Annotated in this window: 20 protein-coding genes and 2 pseudogenes; 12 read left to right on the top strand and 10 right to left on the bottom strand. The window is 70.7% G+C overall.

Translation table 11 applies throughout. The features are described 5' to 3' along the window. Positions 1-231 precede the first annotated feature (231 nt). Together OG488_RS24405 and OG488_RS24400 are read left to right on the top strand one after the other, a co-directional pair. The gene (locus tag OG488_RS24405) at positions 232-1,224 is read left to right on the top strand and encodes an ABC transporter ATP-binding protein (protein WP_329232454.1); all 993 of its coding nucleotides are present in this window, start codon (positions 232-234) and stop codon (positions 1,222-1,224) included. Next, on the top strand, positions 1,221-2,243 hold the full coding sequence (locus tag OG488_RS24400; RefSeq protein ID WP_329232452.1) for an ABC transporter permease: 1,023 nt from the start codon (positions 1,221-1,223) through the stop codon (positions 2,241-2,243). Before OG488_RS24405 ends, OG488_RS24400 begins: the two co-directional genes overlap by 4 nt. Before the next feature lie 17 nt (positions 2,244-2,260). On the opposite strand, the gene OG488_RS24395 is transcribed toward OG488_RS24400, so the two are convergent. Both OG488_RS24395 and OG488_RS24390 read right to left on the bottom strand, forming a co-directional pair. Then, entirely contained in the window at positions 2,261-2,644 is a 384-nt protein-coding gene (locus OG488_RS24395; RefSeq protein ID WP_329232450.1) for a DoxX family protein, read from the bottom strand. 162 nt (positions 2,645-2,806) lie between these two features. Next, on the bottom strand, positions 2,807-3,265 hold the full coding sequence (locus OG488_RS24390) for a nuclear transport factor 2 family protein (protein ID WP_329232448.1): 459 nt from the start codon (positions 3,263-3,265) through the stop codon (positions 2,807-2,809). A 134-nt stretch (positions 3,266-3,399) separates the two neighbouring features. On the opposite strand from OG488_RS24390, the gene OG488_RS24385 reads away from it, so the two are divergent. After that, positions 3,400-4,290, top strand: a complete 891-nt coding sequence (locus OG488_RS24385; protein ID WP_329232445.1) for a LysR family transcriptional regulator — start codon at positions 3,400-3,402, stop codon at positions 4,288-4,290. A gap of 60 nt (positions 4,291-4,350) precedes the next feature. On the opposite strand, the gene OG488_RS24380 is transcribed toward OG488_RS24385, so the two are convergent. After that, entirely contained in the window at positions 4,351-5,340 is a 990-nt protein-coding gene (locus OG488_RS24380; RefSeq protein WP_329232443.1) for a GlxA family transcriptional regulator, read from the bottom strand. A 71-nt stretch (positions 5,341-5,411) separates the two neighbouring features. Here OG488_RS24380 and OG488_RS24375 point away from each other — a divergent pair, with 71 nt between their 5' ends. Next, complete coding sequence (locus OG488_RS24375; protein ID WP_329232441.1) at positions 5,412-6,704, top strand: MFS transporter; 1,293 nt, start codon at positions 5,412-5,414, stop codon at positions 6,702-6,704. Positions 6,705-6,725: 21 nt separating this feature from the next. Here OG488_RS24375 and OG488_RS24370 read toward each other — a convergent pair whose 3' ends face one another. Next, entirely contained in the window at positions 6,726-7,076 is a 351-nt protein-coding gene (locus OG488_RS24370) for a VOC family protein (protein WP_329232440.1), read from the bottom strand. Between the two features lie 109 nt (positions 7,077-7,185). On the opposite strand from OG488_RS24370, the pseudogene OG488_RS39305 reads away from it, so the two are divergent. Continuing rightward, positions 7,186-7,302, top strand: a pseudogene (locus OG488_RS39305) (type II toxin-antitoxin system prevent-host-death family antitoxin); the annotation flags it as partial. On the opposite strand, the pseudogene OG488_RS24365 reads toward OG488_RS39305, so the two are convergent. Together OG488_RS24365 and OG488_RS24360 are read right to left on the bottom strand one after the other, a co-directional pair. After that, positions 7,271-7,539, bottom strand: a pseudogene (locus OG488_RS24365) (type II toxin-antitoxin system YoeB family toxin). The pseudogenes OG488_RS39305 and OG488_RS24365 sit on opposite strands and share 32 nt — an antisense overlap. Positions 7,540-7,622: 83 nt before the next feature. Continuing rightward, positions 7,623-7,880, bottom strand: coding sequence for a hypothetical protein (locus OG488_RS24360; RefSeq protein WP_329232438.1), 258 nt, complete (start codon positions 7,878-7,880; stop codon positions 7,623-7,625). A gap of 767 nt (positions 7,881-8,647) precedes the next feature. Between OG488_RS24360 and OG488_RS24355 the strand changes: the two genes are divergently transcribed. Continuing rightward, positions 8,648-9,229, top strand: coding sequence for a Uma2 family endonuclease (locus OG488_RS24355; protein WP_277328134.1), 582 nt, complete (start codon positions 8,648-8,650; stop codon positions 9,227-9,229). Positions 9,230-9,335: 106 nt separating this feature from the next. On the opposite strand, the gene ychF is transcribed toward OG488_RS24355, so the two are convergent. Then, the gene (gene ychF, locus OG488_RS24350) at positions 9,336-10,424 is read right to left on the bottom strand and encodes a redox-regulated ATPase YchF (protein ID WP_329232436.1); all 1,089 of its coding nucleotides are present in this window, start codon (positions 10,422-10,424) and stop codon (positions 9,336-9,338) included. A 229-nt stretch (positions 10,425-10,653) separates the two neighbouring features. On the opposite strand from ychF, the gene OG488_RS24345 reads away from it, so the two are divergent. Beyond that, positions 10,654-11,277, top strand: coding sequence for a DUF6542 domain-containing protein (locus tag OG488_RS24345; protein WP_329232433.1), 624 nt, complete (start codon positions 10,654-10,656; stop codon positions 11,275-11,277). Positions 11,278-11,279: 2 nt separating this feature from the next. On the opposite strand, the gene ppgK is transcribed toward OG488_RS24345, so the two are convergent. Next, positions 11,280-12,017 carry a polyphosphate--glucose phosphotransferase gene (ppgK, locus tag OG488_RS24340; RefSeq protein WP_329232432.1) on the bottom strand — a complete coding sequence of 246 codons (738 nt, stop codon included), beginning with the start codon at positions 12,015-12,017 and terminating at the stop codon, positions 11,280-11,282. A gap of 144 nt (positions 12,018-12,161) precedes the next feature. Continuing rightward, positions 12,162-13,151 (bottom strand): 4-hydroxy-3-methylbut-2-enyl diphosphate reductase, encoded by a 990-nt coding sequence (locus tag OG488_RS24335; protein WP_329232430.1) that lies wholly within the window; start codon positions 13,149-13,151, stop codon positions 12,162-12,164. Between the two features lie 98 nt (positions 13,152-13,249). Here OG488_RS24335 and OG488_RS24330 point away from each other — a divergent pair, with 98 nt between their 5' ends. From OG488_RS24330 to OG488_RS24315, 4 genes are all read left to right on the top strand, one after another. Beyond that, positions 13,250-14,593, top strand: a complete 1,344-nt coding sequence (locus tag OG488_RS24330) for an APC family permease (protein ID WP_329232428.1) — start codon at positions 13,250-13,252, stop codon at positions 14,591-14,593. A gap of 30 nt (positions 14,594-14,623) precedes the next feature. Then, a complete protein-coding gene (xseA, locus tag OG488_RS24325) occupies positions 14,624-15,835 on the top strand; it encodes an exodeoxyribonuclease VII large subunit (protein ID WP_329232425.1) in 1,212 nt (403 codons plus the stop codon). 106 nt (positions 15,836-15,941) lie between these two features. Continuing rightward, on the top strand, positions 15,942-16,196 hold the full coding sequence (locus OG488_RS24320) for an exodeoxyribonuclease VII small subunit (protein ID WP_329232423.1): 255 nt from the start codon (positions 15,942-15,944) through the stop codon (positions 16,194-16,196). Positions 16,197-16,334: 138 nt separating this feature from the next. After that, positions 16,335-16,925, top strand: coding sequence for a malonic semialdehyde reductase (locus tag OG488_RS24315; RefSeq protein WP_329232421.1), 591 nt, complete (start codon positions 16,335-16,337; stop codon positions 16,923-16,925). Between the two features lie 76 nt (positions 16,926-17,001). On the opposite strand, the gene OG488_RS24310 is transcribed toward OG488_RS24315, so the two are convergent. After that, positions 17,002-17,526: a DUF4245 domain-containing protein gene (locus OG488_RS24310; protein ID WP_329232420.1), complete on the bottom strand. Its 525-nt coding sequence runs from the start codon at positions 17,524-17,526 to the stop codon at positions 17,002-17,004. A 144-nt stretch (positions 17,527-17,670) separates the two neighbouring features. Between OG488_RS24310 and glpX the strand changes: the two genes are divergently transcribed. Then, complete coding sequence (gene glpX / locus OG488_RS24305) at positions 17,671-18,702, top strand: class II fructose-bisphosphatase (RefSeq protein WP_329232419.1); 1,032 nt, start codon at positions 17,671-17,673, stop codon at positions 18,700-18,702. The last annotated feature ends 39 nt before the right edge of the window (positions 18,703-18,741 follow it).

The following is an 18,741-nucleotide window of genomic DNA, read 5'->3' as shown; positions in this document are numbered from 1 at the left end:
TGGTCCTCACCGGGCGGCGTTCGCCGTTCATCACACAAGGAGGATGCCATGATCGCGGCCGCCCGCCCGCCGCTCACCGCGTCGCGCACCCGGCCTCGACGGCAGCCGCGCGGCCTCGGGTGTGAGCGATGTCCCGACCGCGATGTCCCGACCCGGTGGTCGCCCGCACGCATGCCCGGCCCGTTCCCCACACGCAAGGGCCACCCCTCCCCACACGCACAGGAGCCCCAGATGAAGCACGCGGAGTCGCACCACGGAAGCGGAACGGGGTGCGCACGCCCGCCCGCGGGAGAGTCGGCGATCGAGGCCCACGGTCTCGGCAGGAAGTACCGGCGCGGCTGGGCGCTGCAGGACGTCTCCTTCCGGCTGCCGGCCGGGCGGGTGTGTGGCCTCGTCGGTCCCAACGGCGCCGGCAAGAGCACCCTGATGGGCCTGGCCACGAACATGACCCGGCCGACGACCGGTGCCCTGCGGGTGTTCGGCGCGGCGCCCGGGTCGACGGAGGCCGTCCTGCGGACCGCGTTCCTGACCCAGGAGAAGCCACTGTTCCGGCGCTTCACCGTGGCGGAGACCCTGCGGCTCGGAGCCGAGTTCAACCCCCGCTGGGACCAGGAGGTCGCCGAGGGCATCGTCGGCGCGGGCCAGGTGCCCCTGAAGGCGAAGGTCGGAACCCTGTCCGGCGGTCAGCGCACCCGGGTCGCCTTCGCCCTGGCCTTCGGGAAGCGCCCCGATCTGCTCATCCTCGACGAACCGATGGCCGACCTGGACCCGCTGGTCCGCCGCGAGCTCATGGCCACCCTGACGACGGAGGCCGCCGAGCACGGCACGACGGTGCTGGTGTCCTCGCACATGCTCGCCGAGCTGGAGTTCATCTGCGACTACCTCCTCGTCATCGCGAACGGCGGGCTGCGCCTCGCGGGCGAGGTGGACGAACTGCGCGCCGCACACGCCCTGATCGACGTCCCGGGGGGCGACCCCTTCCCCGTCGTCGCCCCGCACCGGGTCATCGAGTCCCGCCGCGGCGAGGGCCGGCCGGGCGTCCTGGTACGCCTCGGCGGACCGGTCGCGTACAGCGGGGGCGCAGCCGAGACCCCGACCCTGGAGGAGCTTCTGCTCGCCTATCTGCGGTCACCCGACGCGCCTCCGCTGATCGCCCCGAGCGCACGGGTCGGCGACATCCAGGACATCATCGCCCGCGACCGTACGAAGGCTGTGACGGCATGACCGCACTCACTCACGACCCGGCCCGTACGACGCCCGCCGGACCCGCACGGAGCCGCTGGATCCCCCGGCTCGGCGGTCCGGTCTGGCTCGTCTGGCGCCAGCACCGCGCCGCGTTCTGGACGCTCCTCGGCGCCACCGTCGTCGGGGTGATCGTCATGGTCCACCTGCGCGGGCAGATGATGGACTACCTGGCGACCCAGGACCCGACCTCGCGCAGGTCCGGCGGCCTGCCGCCCGAGTTCGAGGCGTACACCGACCCCCTGTTCGACATCGGGAGCTACCTCAGCTACATCCCCGTGCTGGCCGGTGTCTTCCTCGGGGCTCCGCTCGTCGCGGGCGACCTGGAGACCGGCACCGCCAAGCTGGTCACCTCGCAGTCCGTCAGCCGGCTGCGGTGGCTCACCGTGAAACTCGCCGTTCCCGCCGTGATGCTCGCCCTGTCGGCCGGCGTCCTCACCGGCGTCCTCACCTGGTGGTGGCACCCGGTCAAGGGGCTGTCCAGCGGCCTCATCTGGACGGCCTTCTTCGGTGTCACGGGCGTCACGCCCGTCGCCTACGCCCTGCTCACGTTCACCGTGGGCGTGGCGGTCGGCCTGCTCCTGCGCCGCACGCTGGTGTCGATGGTGGTCACACTCGGCATCGTCGTGGCGATCGGGTTCGTCCGGGACGAACTCTGGCGGAGCCTGGGGCACGTCATGTCGGTCAGCACCGACAAGGGCGTCGGGCCCGGCGCGGTACAGCCGGAACTGCCCGCCGAGGCGGAGCAGCAGGGGCAGGGCACCTACTTCCTCACCAGCTCCGGAGACCGCCTGGACTGGACCACCTGTCTCGATCAGGTGGAGGACGACCGGGCGCACACCGCGTGCCTGGAGTCGCAGCACGTCATCGGCTGGTCCATCGACTATCTCCCCGTCTCCCAGATGCAGTCGATGCAGTGGCTCGGAGCCGGCATCATGCTCGCCGTCGCCGCGGCCGTCGGCGCGTTCGTCATCCTCTGGGGCCGCAAGCGGCTGCTCTGAAGCGCAGGAACCGTCGGTCAGCCACCGAAGGGCCAGGGACCGAAACGGCCCCAGGCGATGAACACGGCCAGGGCGAGGTACACGGAGTTCAGCAACACCAGACCGTACTGGCCGAGGCGGCCGTGGGTGATCATCGCCCCGACCATGAGGGCCACCCAGCAGACGGCCGTCACCGGCACCATGACCGGCGCGATGTCGAGCACGGCGGGCAGGATCAGGCCGGCCGCGGCCAGGATCTCGAGGATCCCCAGGGTCTTGATGAAGCCGGGGCTCGCGCTCTGCGTCCACTCCCCGCCGTGCTGGGCGGCCAGTCTCGCCTTGGGGATGAAGGTCTTGCTGACGCCACCGGCCAGGGCGACCGCGCCCAGCAGTCCGGCGGCGATCCAGAGGGTGAGATTCATGGGTGGGACTCCCGGTCTCGTAGATCTCTTAGGTCTCGTGGTCTCGTGGTCTCGTGGTCTCGTGGTCTCGTGCGAAGTGGGTCGGGGTGCGGGGCGCACCCCCGCCCGCCCCGGCCCGCGAAGGGACGCCGACGGGGAAGGGGGGCGGACCGCCGGACTCCGTCAGGCGTGCCCATGTCCCAGGGGCCGTGGCGGCGCCCCCGTGAGCGCGGCGGAGTCGAGGTACCTGACCTCGTAGACGCGTTCACTGAACTTCCAGCCGTCGGACGTGCGCCGGTAGCGGTCGTGGTACAGCGCGTGGTTCAGGTGCGAGCCGCCGTCGTGCATCCGCCCGAACTCCTCGATGTACACCCGCCCGGTCGCGGTGTCACCGTCGAGCCGGACCACGCCGGGGTGGACGTTCTGCACGAAGAACTCCCACAGCCCCTGGCCCCACTCGATCCCCGCGCGGATCTCCTCACGTCCGACGAACTCCTTGTCGATGTGCGGCCATCGCAGGGCGCCGTCGGACGTGAACAGCGAGGCGACGCGGTCGAAATCACGCATCATCACCGCGTCGGTGACCTCGGCGCGCAGCGCCTCGATCTCGACGCGATCGGCGACGGCCTGCATAGTGCTCATCGGGTTCCCTGCCTCATCGATGCGTCGACACGGCGTCGTCCGCCTGCCCGGTGGGTGATGGATCCAGCATCGATGCAGGTCAGGGGCAGAACAAGGGAGAGTCCGTGGGGCTGTCCATAACATGGGGGTTATCCATGGAGCTCCGGGACATCGACATCTTCCTGACGCTGGCCGAGGAGCTGCACTTCGGCCGCACAGCGGAACGTCTCCACGTGTCCCAGGCCCGCGTCAGCCAGGCGATCAGCAAGCAGGAACGGCGCCTGGGCGTGGCCCTGTTCGACCGCACCAGCCGCCGCGTGGCCCTGACCCCGGTCGGACGGCGCCTGCGCGAGGACCTCCAGCAGGCCGTCGACCTCCTCCACGCAGGACTCGCCCGCGCCCAGGCAGCGGGCCAGAACGCGGGCCGGACCCTGCGGCTGGGCGTCTTCGGCCACGCCGGACACGAACTGCGGCCGCTCGTAGACGCGTTCACCGCCCGCCACCCCGGCAGCGACATCCAGTTCGGCGAGATCAACGGCCACGACGCGTTCACCGCCCTGCGCGCCGGGGAGCACGACGCGCACGTGCTGTGGCTGCCCGTCGCCGAACCGGACCTCACCGTCGGCCCCACCGTGCTCACCGGGGGCCGCGTACTGGCCGTGTCGTCGGACCATCCGCTCGCCGGGCGCGGCTCCGCGTCCCTGGAGGACCTCGGCGACAACCAGGTCGTCGATCTCGGCCCCGATGCCCCCGAGTACTGGGTCGCCTCCATGGTCCCGCACCGCACCCCGCTCGGCCGGCGCATCCCCCGCGGCCCCGCCGCGCGCACCTTCCACGAGATCCTGACCCTGGTCGCCTCCGGGCAGTGCGTCCACGTGCTGGGCGAGATCGCCGCCCGCTACAACAGACCGCCCGGCATCGTCTTCCTGCCGCTCGACGGCGCCCCCACCCTCGAATGGGCCCTCACCTGGCGCACCACCGCCGACAACCCGGCCCTCCGAGCCCTGGCCCGGACCGCTGCCGAGATCGGTCCCATCACCCTGTGAGCGCGGCGACGTCCACCTGGAGCACCCCTCGCGAACACCGCTGGGGCTCTCCCGCGTGGCCTACCCGGCCCGTTCCGCCCTGAAGGCGCGCCGGTAGGCGGCCGGTGTCGTACGGAGGGCCTCGTGGAAGCGCCGCCGCAGGTTGACGGCCGAGGAGAGCCCCACCCGGCCCGCGATGGTCTCCACGGACAGGTCGGTCTCCTCCAGGAGCGCCCGGGTGGCGGCGATCCGCCGGTCCAGCAGCCAGCGTCCGGGACTGATGCCGAGCTGCTCGGAGAAGCGGCGCGTCAGCGTACGGGCGGACACCTGCGAACGGACCGCCATCTCCGCGACGCTCACCGGCTGGTCCAGACGCCCGGACAGCCACTCCAGCAGAGGGGCGAGCGAGTCGGCGACCGGCCCGGAGGTGGGCAGTTCGGCGTACTGCAGCTGGCAGCCCTCGCGGTGCGGCGGCATCACCAGCTGCCGGGCGACCCGCATGGCGTACGCCGCGCCCTGGTCGGAGCTCACCAGGTGCAGGCAGAGGTCCACACCTGCCGCCGATCCGGCGCTGGTGGCGACATCTCCGTGGTCCACGTAGAGCACCGCCGGATCGACGCGGACCTGCGGGAACCGGGTGGCGAGCTCGGCGGCCCTGGCCCAGTGGGTGGCGGCCCGGCGGCCGTCCAGCAGGCCCGCGGCGGCGAGCAGGAAGGCACCCGAACAGAGGCCGACGACCCGTGCGCCGCCCCGGTGCGCCGCGCGGATCGCCGCGACCACGGCGGGCGGCGCCTCGGTGCCGGGAGGCTGGTGCCAGCCGGGCACCAGCACGGTGTCCGCGCGCTCCAGCGCCTCCAGGCCGGTCGTGACCACCATGTCGTAGCCGGCCCCGGTACGCACCGGACCGGGGTGCTCGGTGCAGAGCTCGAACGCGTAGCGGGCGGGGATCGCCGGGCCGTGGTCACCGAACACCTCGGTGGCGCAGGCCAGGGGGAAGGGCGCCTGCGGGGGCCTCAGCAGGGCCACGACTCTGTGCGGTGCCGGGGACGTCGGCAGCGGACGGGGTGTCATGGCGCGAAAGTACCCCATCATGTCGTTCGGGACACTGGGTCGGCCGATTGGTCCGGTCCAATATCGGTGAGGTGACCACCGCACAGACACAGCCCCTGTCCAGGCCCGAACCACCCACCGCCCGAGCCCCGTTGTGGGACCGGCGCTTCACGCTCTACTTCGTCGCCCGCGCCGTCTCGCTGTTCGGCGACGCGATGATGCCGGTCGTCACCGCGCTCGCGGTCGGCGCGCTGTACGGAGTCTCCGGGGTCGGCCTCGTCCTCGGCATCTGGACCGGGACCTTCGTCCTCCTGGTCCTGTTCGGCGGGGTGTTCGCCGACCGGTTCGGCGCCCGCCGGATGATGATCGGCGCGGACCTCGTCCGGGTACTCACCCAGGGTGTGCTGGCGGCCGCCTTCTTCGCCGGGCCTCCGCCGTTCTGGCTGCTGGTGACGGCGGCGGCTCTGGCCGGTGCCGCCGTCGCCATGTTCCTTCCGGGGGTGAACGGGATGGTCCCGCTGGTCGCCCGCGAACCCCAGCGGGCGAACGCCACACTCAAGGTGGCCGACGCGCTCGCCCATCTGCTGGGGCCGGCCCTGGCAGGGGTGCTGGTCGTGCTGACCAGCGCCGGCGTCGTGTACGCGATCGACGCGGGCACCTTCCTGCTCAGCGCCCTGTGCCTGGCACTCGTCCGGCTCGCGCCGGCAGCCGCGTCCCCGGCGGACCCGGCCGGCGCCGACTCTCCTCCCCGCACCGGCAGTTCACTCCGGCGCGACCTGCGTCTGGGCTGGCAGGAGTTCCGGGCACGCACCTGGATGTGGGCGGTGATCCTGATCTGGGTGGGCTTCGGCGTGCTGCTCTTCGGCCCGCTGGTACCGCTCAGCTCCGCGGTGATCACCACCCGGTTCGGCCCGAACGCCTACGGCCTGGCGGTCTCGTTCCTCGGCGTCGGCACGGTGCTCGGCGGCCTTCTGGCCCTGCGGCTGCGCCCGGCCAGGCCTCTGGCGGCAGGCGCGGTGGCAGTGGGGCTGTACACCGCGCTGCCGCTGAGCACGGCGCTGGGTGGCAGCATGCCCGTACTGCTGGGGGGTCATGTGCTCGGCGGCGTCGCGGTGGCGTTCTGGTCGGTGATGTGGGCGACCAGCGTGCAGACCCACACCCCGCCGGCGGTGCTCAACCGGGTCACCGCATACGAGCTGGCCGGCTCGGTGTCCGGGATCGCGCTCGGCCAGATCCTGGCGGGACCGGCCACCGCCCTGGCCTCCCCCGAGCGGCTGCTCCTGGTGTCATCGGGCGCCTGCCTGGTGGGCTGCGTGGCACTGTTCGCGACTCCGGCGATCCGCACCCTGCGCCGCGCGGACCCCGCCTCCGTGGCCGGGGAGTGAGCGGCTCGCGGGCCGCTGCGGTCAGTGGTTCTGGACGATGTTGTAGACGTTGCCGTCCGGCGCCCGGACGAAGAACCGGTGGACCCCCCAGGCTTCGGCCGTCAGAGGGTGCACGATCTCGAAGCCACGCTCCCGGGCCTCGGCGAAGGCCGCCTCCACGTCATCGACCTTGATCGATGCGACCGGATCGACCGGGGCGGTCGCGTCCCTGGTGACGAGCTGCAGATGTGCACCGGTGTCCGGCGAGGTGTACCGGGCCACCCAGCCGAGATTGAACTCCTCGTCGGCCAGCCCCAGATAGTCCGTGTAGAACGCCCGGGCCGCCCCGAGGTCGTCCACGTGGATGTCCGCAACAACACTGGTGACGCGCACCCGGTCCTCCTCGACGGCAAAACGACCGACCCCTGCCCGACGGCCCGGAAGAGACCGCCCACCGCAGGGTACGGAACGCCGGTGCGCACGGGCGTCTCCCCACACCGTTCACAGGTCCGGGGAAGAGCGCGAGATCAACCGGATCATCGACGAGCACATGGCCGGCCCCGCACCCGGCATCCCGATCGAGGACATCATGAGACAGGCCTTGGCGCGCCGGGAGTGAGTACCGAACCGTCTTCTGCCCCGAGGCGCAGGCCGACTGCGGAAATGACGATCTCCTTGTCGGTCACCAGGTAGACGAGGCGGTGCTCGTCGTCGCCCCGGGCAAGTGGCACTTCAAAGGTTCGGGCTTGCCGATCCCGGTGAAGGGGTCAGGCCTGACATCCTCGATGAGCTTATGGAGCCGGGCGAGCGTTGGAGTGGAATGCCCGAAGCCCGATCCTGACCCGCGACGGAGCATGCGGCAGAGGGGCCGGACCCTCAACTCAGCACAGAATCAGCACGGGGCGAAGGGCTCGGACCAGGCAGATTCGCTGTCCTCCCCTAGCCCTCCGCCTTTGTCGCCGCCAGCCCACGATTCTCGCGCGGGGAAGCGACGCGGCCCCTCATCCATGACACCAGGTTGTCCACGCCCTGGTCCACCAGGGCTCGCATGTACTCGTTTCGCTCCCCAACGAGACTGACCCCGTACCACTGGTCGCAGATGAGCTGCCTCACGTGTCGCTCGGGGAGCTCTAGCACTGTGGCGATGCCGGCGATGTACTTCGGCTCAGGCGGAGGGGGCATCTCGCCGATGGCCACCTTGTTCCACCATGCCAGGACAAGGTCCCCTCCTTGCCCCCTGTCTCCCGAGTCTTCGCCTCCATCTGGCCGTAGGTCATTCCTTCACCGATACGCCGGAGTACTTCCCTGCTGAACACGTTGTTGGTCATGACCGTCATCGTGCACGTAGATAGGCGTCCTGTGTGGCGAGTTGGAGGACCCGTGATCACAGCTCAAGGATGCTGCTATGCATCCCTCGACGAGCTGAAGGGCCGTCTCGACTAGGAGCCAAACGCAAACGAACTGTGCATCGCAGCGGGGCGCTGGACGATGCTTCGGATCTTGCGGCCACCTACGGCCATGACTGGCCGACGGTACGGCGACCCGCCTAATAAGTACGCTTGTTCGGAAGTCGGCGTCCCGGTACCTGCGTACCGGCTACGCACAGAGCCGAGCCGGTGACGAAACGCTCGCCTGGTCGGATGCGCACGGCCGGGACGCGAAGAGTGTGTACTTCACGCGCCAGAAGACCTGGCTCCTGGAGGAGCTCGTCGGCCGGAAGCGCGGCATCACCTCGGTGGGGTTTCCGCGCGGGGCACGAAGCGCCACCCCGACCAGCCCGCCCACATGCCGGTCAGCTACTCGCCTGACTCGCCGCTCCCGATGTTCTCGGACGAGGTGAGTCCCTGATGAGCGTGCAGCGCAGGCGCGGGCAGACGGCCTGCGTGTGGGTGACGAGGGCGGTTCTCATTTCAGCCGTCGTCGACCTCGTGGCCCGGACCTCGCTGAGTCGCTACGGTTGAGCCATGACCGCACTGCCCGACTGGATGCGCCCGCCCCGCGCGGAAGGCTGGTTCGCGGAGGACCTGGACCGCCTCCCGGAAGCACCGCGCCACACCGAGCTGATCGACGGAGCCCTCGTATTCATGATGTCCCCGCAGCGGTGGTGGCACGGCCATCTCGTCACGATGCTCACCGTGGCTCTCATGGAGCAGGCGCCGGCCGACGTAAGGGTCGGACGGGAGATGACCATCAAACTCGATCAACGCAATCGGCCCGAGCCGGATCTGCTGGTGACGACGGCCGACTTCGACGGTGACCGCACCTGGTTCGCACCGGATGAAGTACGACTCGCCGTCGAGGTGGTCTCCCCCGAGTCCGCACACCGGGACCGCACGGTAAAGCTCCACAAATACGCAGAGGCCGGCATCCCGCACTACTGGCGCATCGAGGACGAGGACGGAGCACCCATCGTCCACGTCTACGAACTTGACGAGCCGACCGCCACCTATGTACCCGTTGGCATCTTCAGGGGCTCGCTCAACCGTCCGGTGCCCTTCGAGATCAACCTCGACCTGGAGAAGCTCGCTCCACCCCGCCGCGGCTGAGTCAGCACCAAGTCGGCATGGAAATGCGGTAGGGGCCGGACTCACCCAAGTCCGACCCCTCTGACCAGCATTCTTGACAAATAGCTGGCTTGCAGTAACCGATCCGCTACACGTTGAAGCGGAACTCCACCACGTCGCCGTCCTGCATCACGTAGTCCTTGCCCTCCATGCGCGCCTTGCCCTTGGAGCGGGCCTCGGCGACCGAGCCGGTCTCGACGAGGTCCTCGAAGGAGACGATCTCCGCCTTGATGAAGCCCTTCTGGAAGTCGGTGTGGATCACACCGGCCGCCTCGGGGGCCGTGGCGCCCTTCTTGATCGTCCAGGCGCGGGCTTCCTTCGGGCCTGCCGTGAGGTAGGTCTGGAGGCCCAGGGTGTCGAAGCCGACGCGGCCGAGGGTGGCGAGGCCCGGCTCCTCCTGGCCCATGGACTGGAGGAGTTCGAGGGCCTCGTCGTCGTCGAGCTCGATCAGCTCGGACTCGATCTTGGCGTTGAGGAAGATGGCCTCCGCCGGGGCGACCAGGGCGCGCTGCTCGTTCTTGAAGTCCTCGTCGACCAGCTCGTCCTCGTCGACGTTGAAGACGTAGAGGAAGGGCTTCGTCGTGAGCAGGTGCAGCTCGTGGAGGAGGCGGCCCTTCTCGGTGCCGGCGGTGATGCCGCGGGAGAAGAGGGTGTCGCCCGCCTCGAGGATCTTCTGGGCCTCCTCGACGGCGGCGAGGACCGCGACCTTCTCCTTCTGGAGGCGGGACTCCTTCGTCAGGCGGGGGACGGCCTTCTCGACGGACTGGAGGTCGGCGAGGATCAGCTCGGTGTTGATCGTCTCGATGTCGTCCTTGGGCGAGACCTTGCCGTCGACGTGGACGACGTTCTCGTCCTTGAAGGCGCGGATGACCTGGCAGATCGCGTCGGACTCGCGGATGTTCGCGAGGAACTTGTTGCCCAGGCCCTCGCCCTCGCTCGCACCGCGCACGATGCCCGCGATGTCGACGAAGTCGACCGTCGCGGGGAGCAGCTTCTGCGAGCTGAAGATCTCGGCGAGCTTGTCCAGGCGGGGGTCGGGGACGCCCACGACGCCCACGTTCGGCTCGATGGTGGCGAACGGGTAGTTGGCCGCCAGCACGTCGTTCTTGGTCAGGGCGTTGAACAGGGTCGACTTGCCGACATTCGGCAGACCGACGATTCCGATCGTGAGCGACACTTTGGCGACTTCCTGGAGTGAGGAGAGGGGCTGTCCGGGCGGGCCGGGAGTGGACCGATTCTCCAGTTTACGGGCGGGGCCGGGCGGCCGGTCACGGGTGCGGGGACGGAACCGGCCCCGGGGCCGAACGGTGCTGTTTCGGCCGTGTGGGATCGAACGCAACGCCAAGGTAGGCCAAAGCGCGTGTCCAACGCCCGAAAGAGTGCACCCGGCGACCTAGGTTGTCGGGGTGGAGCAGCACAGGACACGTACCCCGCAGCGCAGGCAGACCCCTCAGGTCCAGCCCGCCCCGCCCGGCGGCCTCGGCGAGGTGACGGCCGCGTCCGCGTATCCGGTGTCGGTGGCGGTCGCCCCGGCGCCGGCGACGGGCGCCGGTCCGGGGGCGGGACCGGGCTCCCGGCCCCGCCGCGGTGTTCCGCCCGTGGTCCTGGCGCTGCGCAGATTCCCCAACCCCCGGCTCACCGGCATCGGTGCGGGACTGTTCGCGGCGCTGACCATGTTCCTGCTGGCCTGTGCGGACCGGGTGCTCCTCGGGAGTTCCGAGCTCGTGTACGGCCTGCTGTTCCTGCCGGTCAGCGCGCTGACGGCGCTCTGGGTGCGGCCCGCCGACCTGGTGACCGCCCCGATCATCGTGCCCATCGCCTTCGCGGTCGGCGTGATCCCGGTCGCCGGGGGCACCGGCGGGTTCGGCGGTCAGACGATGGCCGTCGTGACCGCGCTCGCCGTCCACGCCGGCTGGCTGTACGGGGGCACCCTCGTGGCGGGGCTCATCGCCACCGTGCGGAAGATCCGGCAGATGCGGGAGCGGCAGCGGCACCTGCTGAGGACCGCCGCCCGCCACCCCCGCCCGTAGGGCTACTTGCCCGCGGCCGCCATCGCGGCGCCGACGATCCCGGCGTTGTTCTGCAGCTCGGCCGGGACGATCTGGGCCCGTACGTGCTCGATCAGCGGCAGGAACTTGTCCGCCTTGCGGCTGACGCCGCCGCCGATGATGAAGAGCTCGGGCGAGAACAGCATCTCCACGTGGACCAGGTACTTCTGCACCCGGTGCGCCCAGTGGTGCCAGCTGAGGTCCTCGTCCTCCTTGGCCTTGGTCGAGGCACGCTTCTCCGCGTCGTGGCCGTGCAGCTCCAGGTGGCCGAGCTCGGTGTTGGGGACCAGATGCCCGTCCGTGAAGAGCGCGCTGCCGATGCCCGTGCCGAGGGTCAGCATGATCACCGTGCCCTTGCGGTCACGCCCCGCGCCGAAGGTCATCTCGGCGATCCCGGCCGCGTCGGCGTCGTTGAGGATCGTGACGGGCTGCCCGATGCGTTCGCTGAGCAGCGTCCGGGCGTCCGTGTCGATCCAGCCCTTGTCCACGTTGGCCGCGGTCCTGGTGATGCCGCCGGTGACGACTCCGGGGAACGTGATGCCGACCGGCCCCTGCCAGTCGAAATGGCCCACGACCTCGGCCACACCGTCGGCGACGCTCTCGGGCGTGGCCGGGTGGGGTGTCAGTACCTTGTGGCGCTCCTGCGCCAGCTCTCCGCGGTCCAGGTCCACGGGCGCACCCTTGATCCCTGAACCGCCGATGTCCACACCGAAGATCTCCATACGGTCCACGGTACGGGCAGGTGGCACGGATCACTCCACGGAACGGCGATCCCGCAGGGCGCGCCCGGGGCACCCGGCCCACCCGGTTCAGCACGCCGGCGCCCGGGCGGGTGACTCCCCGGGCGCCCGCACGCTCCGCTCCCGCTACTCGGCGGAGAGCGCGGCGGCCTCGGCGCGCAGGTCGCGCCGGAGCTCCTTGGGCAGCGAGAAGGTGATCGACTCGTCCGCGGTCTTCACCGTCTCCACGTCGGCGTAGCCCCGCTCGCCCAGCCATTCCAGTACGCCGTCGACCAGGACGTCGGGGACGGAGGCGCCCGAGGTGAGGCCGACCGTGGTGACGCCTTCCAGCCAGGCCTCGTCGATCTCGGCGGCGAAGTCCACCAGGTGGGCGGCGGGCGCACCGGCGTCGAGGGCGACCTCGACCATGCGGATCGAGTTCGAGGAGTTCTTCGAGCCGACGACGATGACCAGCTCGGCGTCCTCGGCCAGCTTCTTCACCGCGATCTGACGGTTCTGCGTGGCGTAGCAGATGTCGTCGCTCGGCGGGGAGAGGAGGTTCGGGAACTTGTTCTTCAGCGCGCCGACCGTCTCCATCGTCTCGTCGACGGAGAGCGTGGTCTGGGAGAGCCAGACCACCTTGGACTCGTCGCGGACCTCGACGTTCGCGACGTCCTCGGGGCCGTCGACCAGCGTGATGTGGTCGGGGGCCTCACCGCTCGTGCCGATGACTTCCTCGTGGCCCTCGTGGCCGATCAGGAGGATGTCGTAGTCCTCCTTGGCGTAGCGGACGGCTTCCTTGTGGACCTTCGTGACCAGCGGGCAGGTCGCGTCGATGGTGGCGAGCTTGCGCTCGGCGGCCTCCGCGTGGACGGTCGGGGCGACGCCGTGCGCGGAGAACATCACGATGGAGCCCTCGGGCACCTCCGCGGTCACGTCGACGAAGATCGCGCCCTTCTTCTCGAGCGTTTGCACGACGTACTTGTTGTGCACGATCTCGTGACGGACGTAGATCGGGGCGCCGTACTGCTCCAGGGCTTTCTCGACGGCGATCACGGCGCGGTCCACGCCCGCGCAGTAGCCACGGGGTGCGGCGAGCAGGACACGGCGGGCAGGCGTTGCAGTCATGCGTCCCATCGTAAGGCCGTACCGAACAGGCGCCGGTTCAGCGGGGTCGGGAGACTGATGCGGACGCGATCCAGCGACCGCGTAGGCAATCCAGCGACGGAGGGTTCATGTCGGGCAGCACCACCGAAGAGGGAAAGCTGCGGCGCACACTCGGGTTCCGGGACCTGGTGGTCTACGGGCTGCTGTTCATCGCGCCCATGGCCCCGGTCGGTGTGTTCGGCACGCTGGACGCCAGGTCCGACGGGGCCGTGGCGCTGGTGTATCTCGTGGCGACCGTGGTGATGGCCTTCACCGCGTTCAGCTATGCCCAGATGGTGCGTGTCGCACCGCTCGCCGGATCGGTCTTCGCGTACGCCCGCAAGGGGCTCGGGGAAGGTCCCGGGTTCATCGCCGGCTGGATGGCGATGCTCGACTACCTGCTGATCCCGGCGGTCGCCTACCTCTTCTCCGGGATCGCGATGAACGCGCTGGTCCCGGAGGTGTCACGGTGGGTGTGGACGGCGATCGCGGTCGTGGTGACGACGGCGCTCAACCTCTGGGGCGTGCGGGCGGCGGCCCGGGTGGGTTTCGCGGTCCTCGCCATGGAGATCGTGGTGCTGCTCGTGTTCGTGGTCTCGGCGGTGGTGGTGCTGGCCAGGGACGGGGCGGAGCGCGGCTGGCTGACACCGCTCACCGGGGACACCGGGTTCTCCGTGACGGCGGTGCTGGGAGCGGTGTCCGTCGCGGTGCTGTCCTATCTGGGCTTCGACGCGATCGCCTCGTTCGCCGAGGAGGTGACCGGCGGGTCGGCGAAGGTGGCCCGGGCCGTGCTGTTCTGCCTGGTGCTCGCGGGAGTGCTGTTCGTGGCCCAGTCCTATCTGGCCGCACTGCTGGAACCGGTGAGCTCGGCCGAGCTGGCGGCGGATCCGGTGAAGCAGGGGTCCGCCTTCTACGACGCGGTGGACGCCTCGGTCGGGACGTGGCTGCACGACCTGGTGGCCGTCAGCAAGGCGATCGGCGCGGCCTTCGCGGCGCTGGCCGGGCAGGCGGCGGCCGGTCGGCTGGTGTTCGCCATGGCGCGTGACGGCCGGCTGCCCTCGTTCCTGTCCCGGGTCGACGGGAGGTCCGGGGTGCCCCGGGTCGCTCTCACGGGGGCCGCGGTGGTGACGCTGGTGGCGGCGGTGTGGGCGGCCCGGCGCGACGACGGGCTGGACCATCTGGTGTCGGTGGTCAACGTGGGCGCGCTCACGGCGTTCGTGCTGCTCCACGCGTCGGTGGTGGGGTGGTTCGCCGTCCGCCGGATGGAGGGGCCGCCGAGCTGGTGGCGCCATGTGCTGATGCCGGTGGTGGGCGCGGCGGTCCTGGTCGCGGTGATCCTGGAGGCGACGACGAGCGCCCAGCTGGTGGGGGTCTGCTGGCTGGGGATCGGGCTGGTGGTGCTGGCGGTGCAGTGGGGGCGGCGGGCCGCCTGATTGTCGGCTCCGGCCGATACGCTCGCCCGTATGGCTCTCACTACGTCCCCGGAAGCCCCGCTGCCCGTCGGCGACGTGTCACGGCTGATCGGCGGCTGGATCGACCGGCTCGGCGCGGTCTGGGTGGAGGGGCAGATCACCCAGCTGTCGCGCCGGCCGGGTGCCGGGGTGGTGTTCCTGACGCTGCGCGACCCGTCGCACGACATCTCCGTGAGCGTGACCTGCTTCCGGCAGGTCTTCGACCGGATCGCCGATGTGGTGACCGAGGGCGCGCGGGTCGTCGTCCTCGCCAAGCCCGAGTGGTACGCCCCCCGTGGCCAGCTGTCCCTGCGCGCCACGGAGATACGGCCGGTCGGCATCGGGGAGCTCCTGGTGCGGCTGGAGCAGCTGAAGAAGTCGCTGGCCGCCGAAGGGCTCTTCGCCCTGGACCGGAAGAAGCCGCTGCCGTTCCTGCCGCAGCTGATCGGTCTGGTCTCCGGGCGGGCGTCGGCGGCGGAGCGCGATGTGCTGGAGAACGCCAGGCGGCGGTGGCCCGCGGTGCGCTTCGAGGTGCGCAACACGGCGGTGCAGGGTGTGCACGCCGTGAACCAGGTGGTCCAGGCGGTCCAGGAGCTGGACGGGCTGCCCGAGGTCGACGTGATCGTCGTCGCCCGGGGCGGCGGCAGCGTGGAGGACCTGCTGCCGTTCTCCGACGAGGCGCTGATCCGGGCGGTGGCCGCGTGCCGTACGCCGGTGGTCTCCGCCATCGGGCACGAGCCGGACTCCCCGCTGCTCGACCTGGTGGCCGATGTACGGGCGTCGACGCCGACGGACGCGGCGAAGAAGGTCGTGCCGGACGTGGGTGAGGAGCTCGACCGTGTCCAGCAGCTCCGGGACCGGGCGCTGCGCACCGTACGAGGGCTGATCGACCGCGAGGAGCGGGGGCTCGCGCACGCGCTGGGCAGGTCCTCCATGGAGCGGCCGCAGCGGATGGTGGACGAGCGGGAGGCGGAGATCGACGCGCTGACGGGGCGGAGCCGCAGGGTGCTCGGACATCTGCTGGACCGCGCCGACTCGGAGCTCGCGCACACCCGCGCCCGGGTCGTGGCGCTGTCGCCGGCGGCGACGCTGGAGCGGGGATACGCGGTGCTGCAGCGGCCGGACGGCCATGTGGTGCGCTCGCCCGCGGACGCCGGGGCGCCGGGCGAGGACCTGCGGGCGCGGGTCTCGGAGGGCGAGTTCACGGTGCGGGTCGCGGAGTGAGGCCGGTTCTGCCGGAGCCCCCCAACGGCGTGAGGCCCGGTTCTGCCGGAGCCCCCGCACGGCGTGAGGCCCGGTTCTGTCGGAGCCCCCGCATAGGGTGGACGGCATGACGGACGACGGGACGACGACGGCTGCCGCGACGGGCACGCTCGGCTACGAGCAGGCGCGGGACGAGCTGATCGAGGTCGTGCGCCGCCTGGAGGCGGGCGGCACGACGCTGGAGGAGTCGCTGGCCCTCTGGGAGCGCGGCGAGGAGCTGGCGAAGGTGTGCCGGCACTGGCTGGAAGGCGCGCGGGCCCGGCTGGACGCGGCGCTGGCGCGCCCGGACGGGAGTGCGGAAGCCGGCGGCTCCACGGACTGAGGGGCAGGCGGGGCGCGCCCCCGGGTGCACCTGTGGGGTGGATCACTTCGCTCCGGATTTAGTTGAACTTTAATCTATATCCCGGTTAGGCTGCACTCACAGCTCGCCCCCGCATCCGTCCGGAAGGTAACGCCCCAGATGTCCCTCGTTCTTGACCCCGCCGCCCAGGACCTCCTCTTCCGCGAGGCCCGCACCGCCAACACGTTCACCGACGAGCCGGTGACCGACGAGCAGGTCCAGGCGATCTACGACCTGGTCAAGTACGGCCCGACGGCCTTCAACCAGTCGCCGCTGCGCGTCGTCCTGGTCCGCACCCCCGAGGGCCGCGAGCGTCTGGTCAAGCACATGGCCGAGGGCAACCGCCCGAAGACCCTGGCCGCACCGCTGGTGGCGCTCCTCGTCGCGGACCACGAGTTCCACGAGGAACTCCCCGCGCTCATGCCGCACTACCCGCAGGCCAAGGACGCGTTCTTCTCCGAGCGCCCGGTCCGCGAGCAGTCCGCCGGGCTGAACGCCGCCCTGCAGGCCGCCTACTTCATCATCGGCGTCCGTGCCGCCGGCCTCGCCGCCGGCCCGATGACCGGCTTCGACGCCGCGGGCATCGAGAAGGAGTTCCTGGACAGCGACCACAAGCTGCTCATGGCCGTCAACATCGGCAAGCCCGGCGAGGACGCCTGGTTCCCGCGCCTGCCGCGCCTGTCCTACGACGAGGTCGTCACGACCGTCTGATCCCCACCCCGTACGTCGAGAGGGCCCGCAGCGCCGAGCGCTGCGGGCCCTCTCCGCGTACAGGGTGCCGGGGATTTCAGGAGGAGGACGTCTCCAGGGCCGCGGCCATCTCCGCCAGCCGCTCCTTCGGAGCCGAGCCCGTGACCACCGTGGTCACTCCCTCGGCGTGCAGCACGAGGGCGTCGTACTTCGGCCCCTCCCAGCGCTGCCACTCCTTGCCGGCCACCTCTTCGGTGCGTCCGGTGTCCTCGGCGTCCTGGCTGACGTCGGGGACGTACTTCTTGGCGGGGGTCGTGGACTGCTCCACCGCGACGTAGTTGCCGTCCGGGTCGAGGAAGCCGAGGTGCCAGCCGGAGCCCGCCTGGCCCTCGTACGAGACGGAGGTCGGCTTCCACTCCTTCGACAGCCCCGTGGGCGCCGCCACCGGGTACGGCGCGGCACGACGGGCCGTCGCGAGCTCGACCCGGTAGTCGACCGCCTTGATCGGGTCGGCCTTGTCGTCGTGCGGGATGAAGAGGTAGACGACGCCCGCCACCGCGGTGATCACGAGCATCGACAGGAACATGTCCCGGACGGTCTGCTTGCCTCGCTTGCTTGCCACGGACTCAATGGTGGCATGGGCCTCAGGCCGCCCGACCGGCGGGCACCCGCTCATACGTGACCCGCCCTGCTCATTTTATCGACCTACCGATAGAGTCACAGCACCCTCTTTTCCGGTCGTCGTCGTACAGAAAGGTGCGCTCCGATGTCCGAGCATCATCTGCCGTCCCCGCTCGAGGTCTCCCCGGAGGCCCCCGACCGCAACCTGGCCATGGAACTCGTCCGGGTCACCGAGGCCGCAGCCATGGCCGCCGGTCGCTGGGTCGGCCGCGGCGACAAGATCGGCGCCGACGGCGCCGCCGTGAAGGCCATGCGCACGCTCGTCTCCACCGTGTCGATGAACGGCATCGTCGTCATCGGTGAGGGCGAGAAGGACGAAGCGCCCATGCTGTTCAACGGCGAGCGCGTCGGCGACGGCACCGGAGCCGAGGTCGACATCGCCGTCGACCCGATCGACGGCACCACGCTCAACGCCAAGGGCATGCCCAACGCGATCGCCGTCCTGGCCGCCGCCGACCGCGGCGCGATGTTCGACCCGTCCGCCGTCTTCTACATGGACAAGCTGGTCACCGGCCCGGAGGCGGCCGACTTCGTCGACATCAACGCGCCCGTGTCCGTGAACATCCGGCGCGTCGCGAAGGCCAAGAGCTCGGCCCCCGAGGACGTCACCGTCGTCATCCTGGACCGCCCCCGGCACGAGAGCGTCGTCAGGGAGATCCGGGAGACGGGCGCCCGGATCAAGTTCATCTCCGACGGCGACGTCGCCGGGTCGATCATGGCCGCCCGCGAGGGAACCGGCGTCGACCTGCTCATGGGCATCGGCGGAACCCCCGAGGGCATCATCTCGGCCTGCGCCATAAAGTGCCTCGGCGGTGTCATCCAGGGCAAGCTCTGGCCCAAGGACGAGGCGGAGCGGCAGCGCGCGCTCGACGCCGGTCACGACCTGGACCGGGTGCTGTCCACCGACGACCTCGTCAGCGGCGACAACGTGTTCTTCGTCGCCACAGGGATCACCGACGGCGAACTCCTGCGCGGTGTGCGGTACCGCGCGGAGACGGCCACCACGGAGTCCCTGGTGATGCGGTCCAAGTCGGGCACGATCCGGAGGATCGACTCGACGCACCGGCTCTCGAAGCTGCGGGCCTACAGCGCGATCGACTTCGACCGCGCCAAGTAGCCCCGGCGGCACGGATGGGGGGACCGCCCGGCGGGCGGT

The organism is Streptomyces sp. NBC_01460 (assembly GCF_036227405.1).
Lineage (GTDB): Bacteria > Actinomycetota > Actinomycetes > Streptomycetales > Streptomycetaceae > Streptomyces.
Note: the sequence above shows the minus strand (reverse complement) of the source record. Positions and strands in the feature narration are given on the sequence as shown.

Excerpts from the sequence above, each read along its gene's own strand:
- OG488_RS24355 (WP_277328134.1), top strand. The coding sequence starts at position 8,648 with ATGACCGCACTGCCCGACTGGATGCGCCCGCCCCGCGCGGAAGGCTGG.
- OG488_RS24330 (WP_329232428.1), top strand. The coding sequence starts at position 13,250 with ATGTCGGGCAGCACCACCGAAGAGGGAAAGCTGCGGCGCACACTCGGG.
- OG488_RS24405 (WP_329232454.1), top strand. The coding sequence starts at position 232 with ATGAAGCACGCGGAGTCGCACCACGGAAGCGGAACGGGGTGCGCACGC.
- OG488_RS24335 (WP_329232430.1), bottom strand. The coding sequence starts at position 13,151 with ATGGGACGCATGACTGCAACGCCTGCCCGCCGTGTCCTGCTCGCCGCA.
- OG488_RS24395 (WP_329232450.1), bottom strand. The coding sequence starts at position 2,644 with ATGAATCTCACCCTCTGGATCGCCGCCGGACTGCTGGGCGCGGTCGCC.
- ppgK (WP_329232432.1), bottom strand. The coding sequence starts at position 12,017 with ATGGAGATCTTCGGTGTGGACATCGGCGGTTCAGGGATCAAGGGTGCG.
- OG488_RS24320 (WP_329232423.1), top strand. The coding sequence starts at position 15,942 with ATGACGGACGACGGGACGACGACGGCTGCCGCGACGGGCACGCTCGGC.
- OG488_RS24315 (WP_329232421.1), top strand. The coding sequence starts at position 16,335 with ATGTCCCTCGTTCTTGACCCCGCCGCCCAGGACCTCCTCTTCCGCGAG.
- OG488_RS24390 (WP_329232448.1), bottom strand. The coding sequence starts at position 3,265 with ATGAGCACTATGCAGGCCGTCGCCGATCGCGTCGAGATCGAGGCGCTG.
- OG488_RS24380 (WP_329232443.1), bottom strand. The coding sequence starts at position 5,340 with ATGACACCCCGTCCGCTGCCGACGTCCCCGGCACCGCACAGAGTCGTG.
- xseA (WP_329232425.1), top strand. The coding sequence starts at position 14,624 with ATGGCTCTCACTACGTCCCCGGAAGCCCCGCTGCCCGTCGGCGACGTG.
- OG488_RS24385 (WP_329232445.1), top strand. The coding sequence starts at position 3,400 with ATGGAGCTCCGGGACATCGACATCTTCCTGACGCTGGCCGAGGAGCTG.
- glpX (WP_329232419.1), top strand. The coding sequence starts at position 17,671 with ATGTCCGAGCATCATCTGCCGTCCCCGCTCGAGGTCTCCCCGGAGGCC.
- OG488_RS24400 (WP_329232452.1), top strand. The coding sequence starts at position 1,221 with ATGACCGCACTCACTCACGACCCGGCCCGTACGACGCCCGCCGGACCC.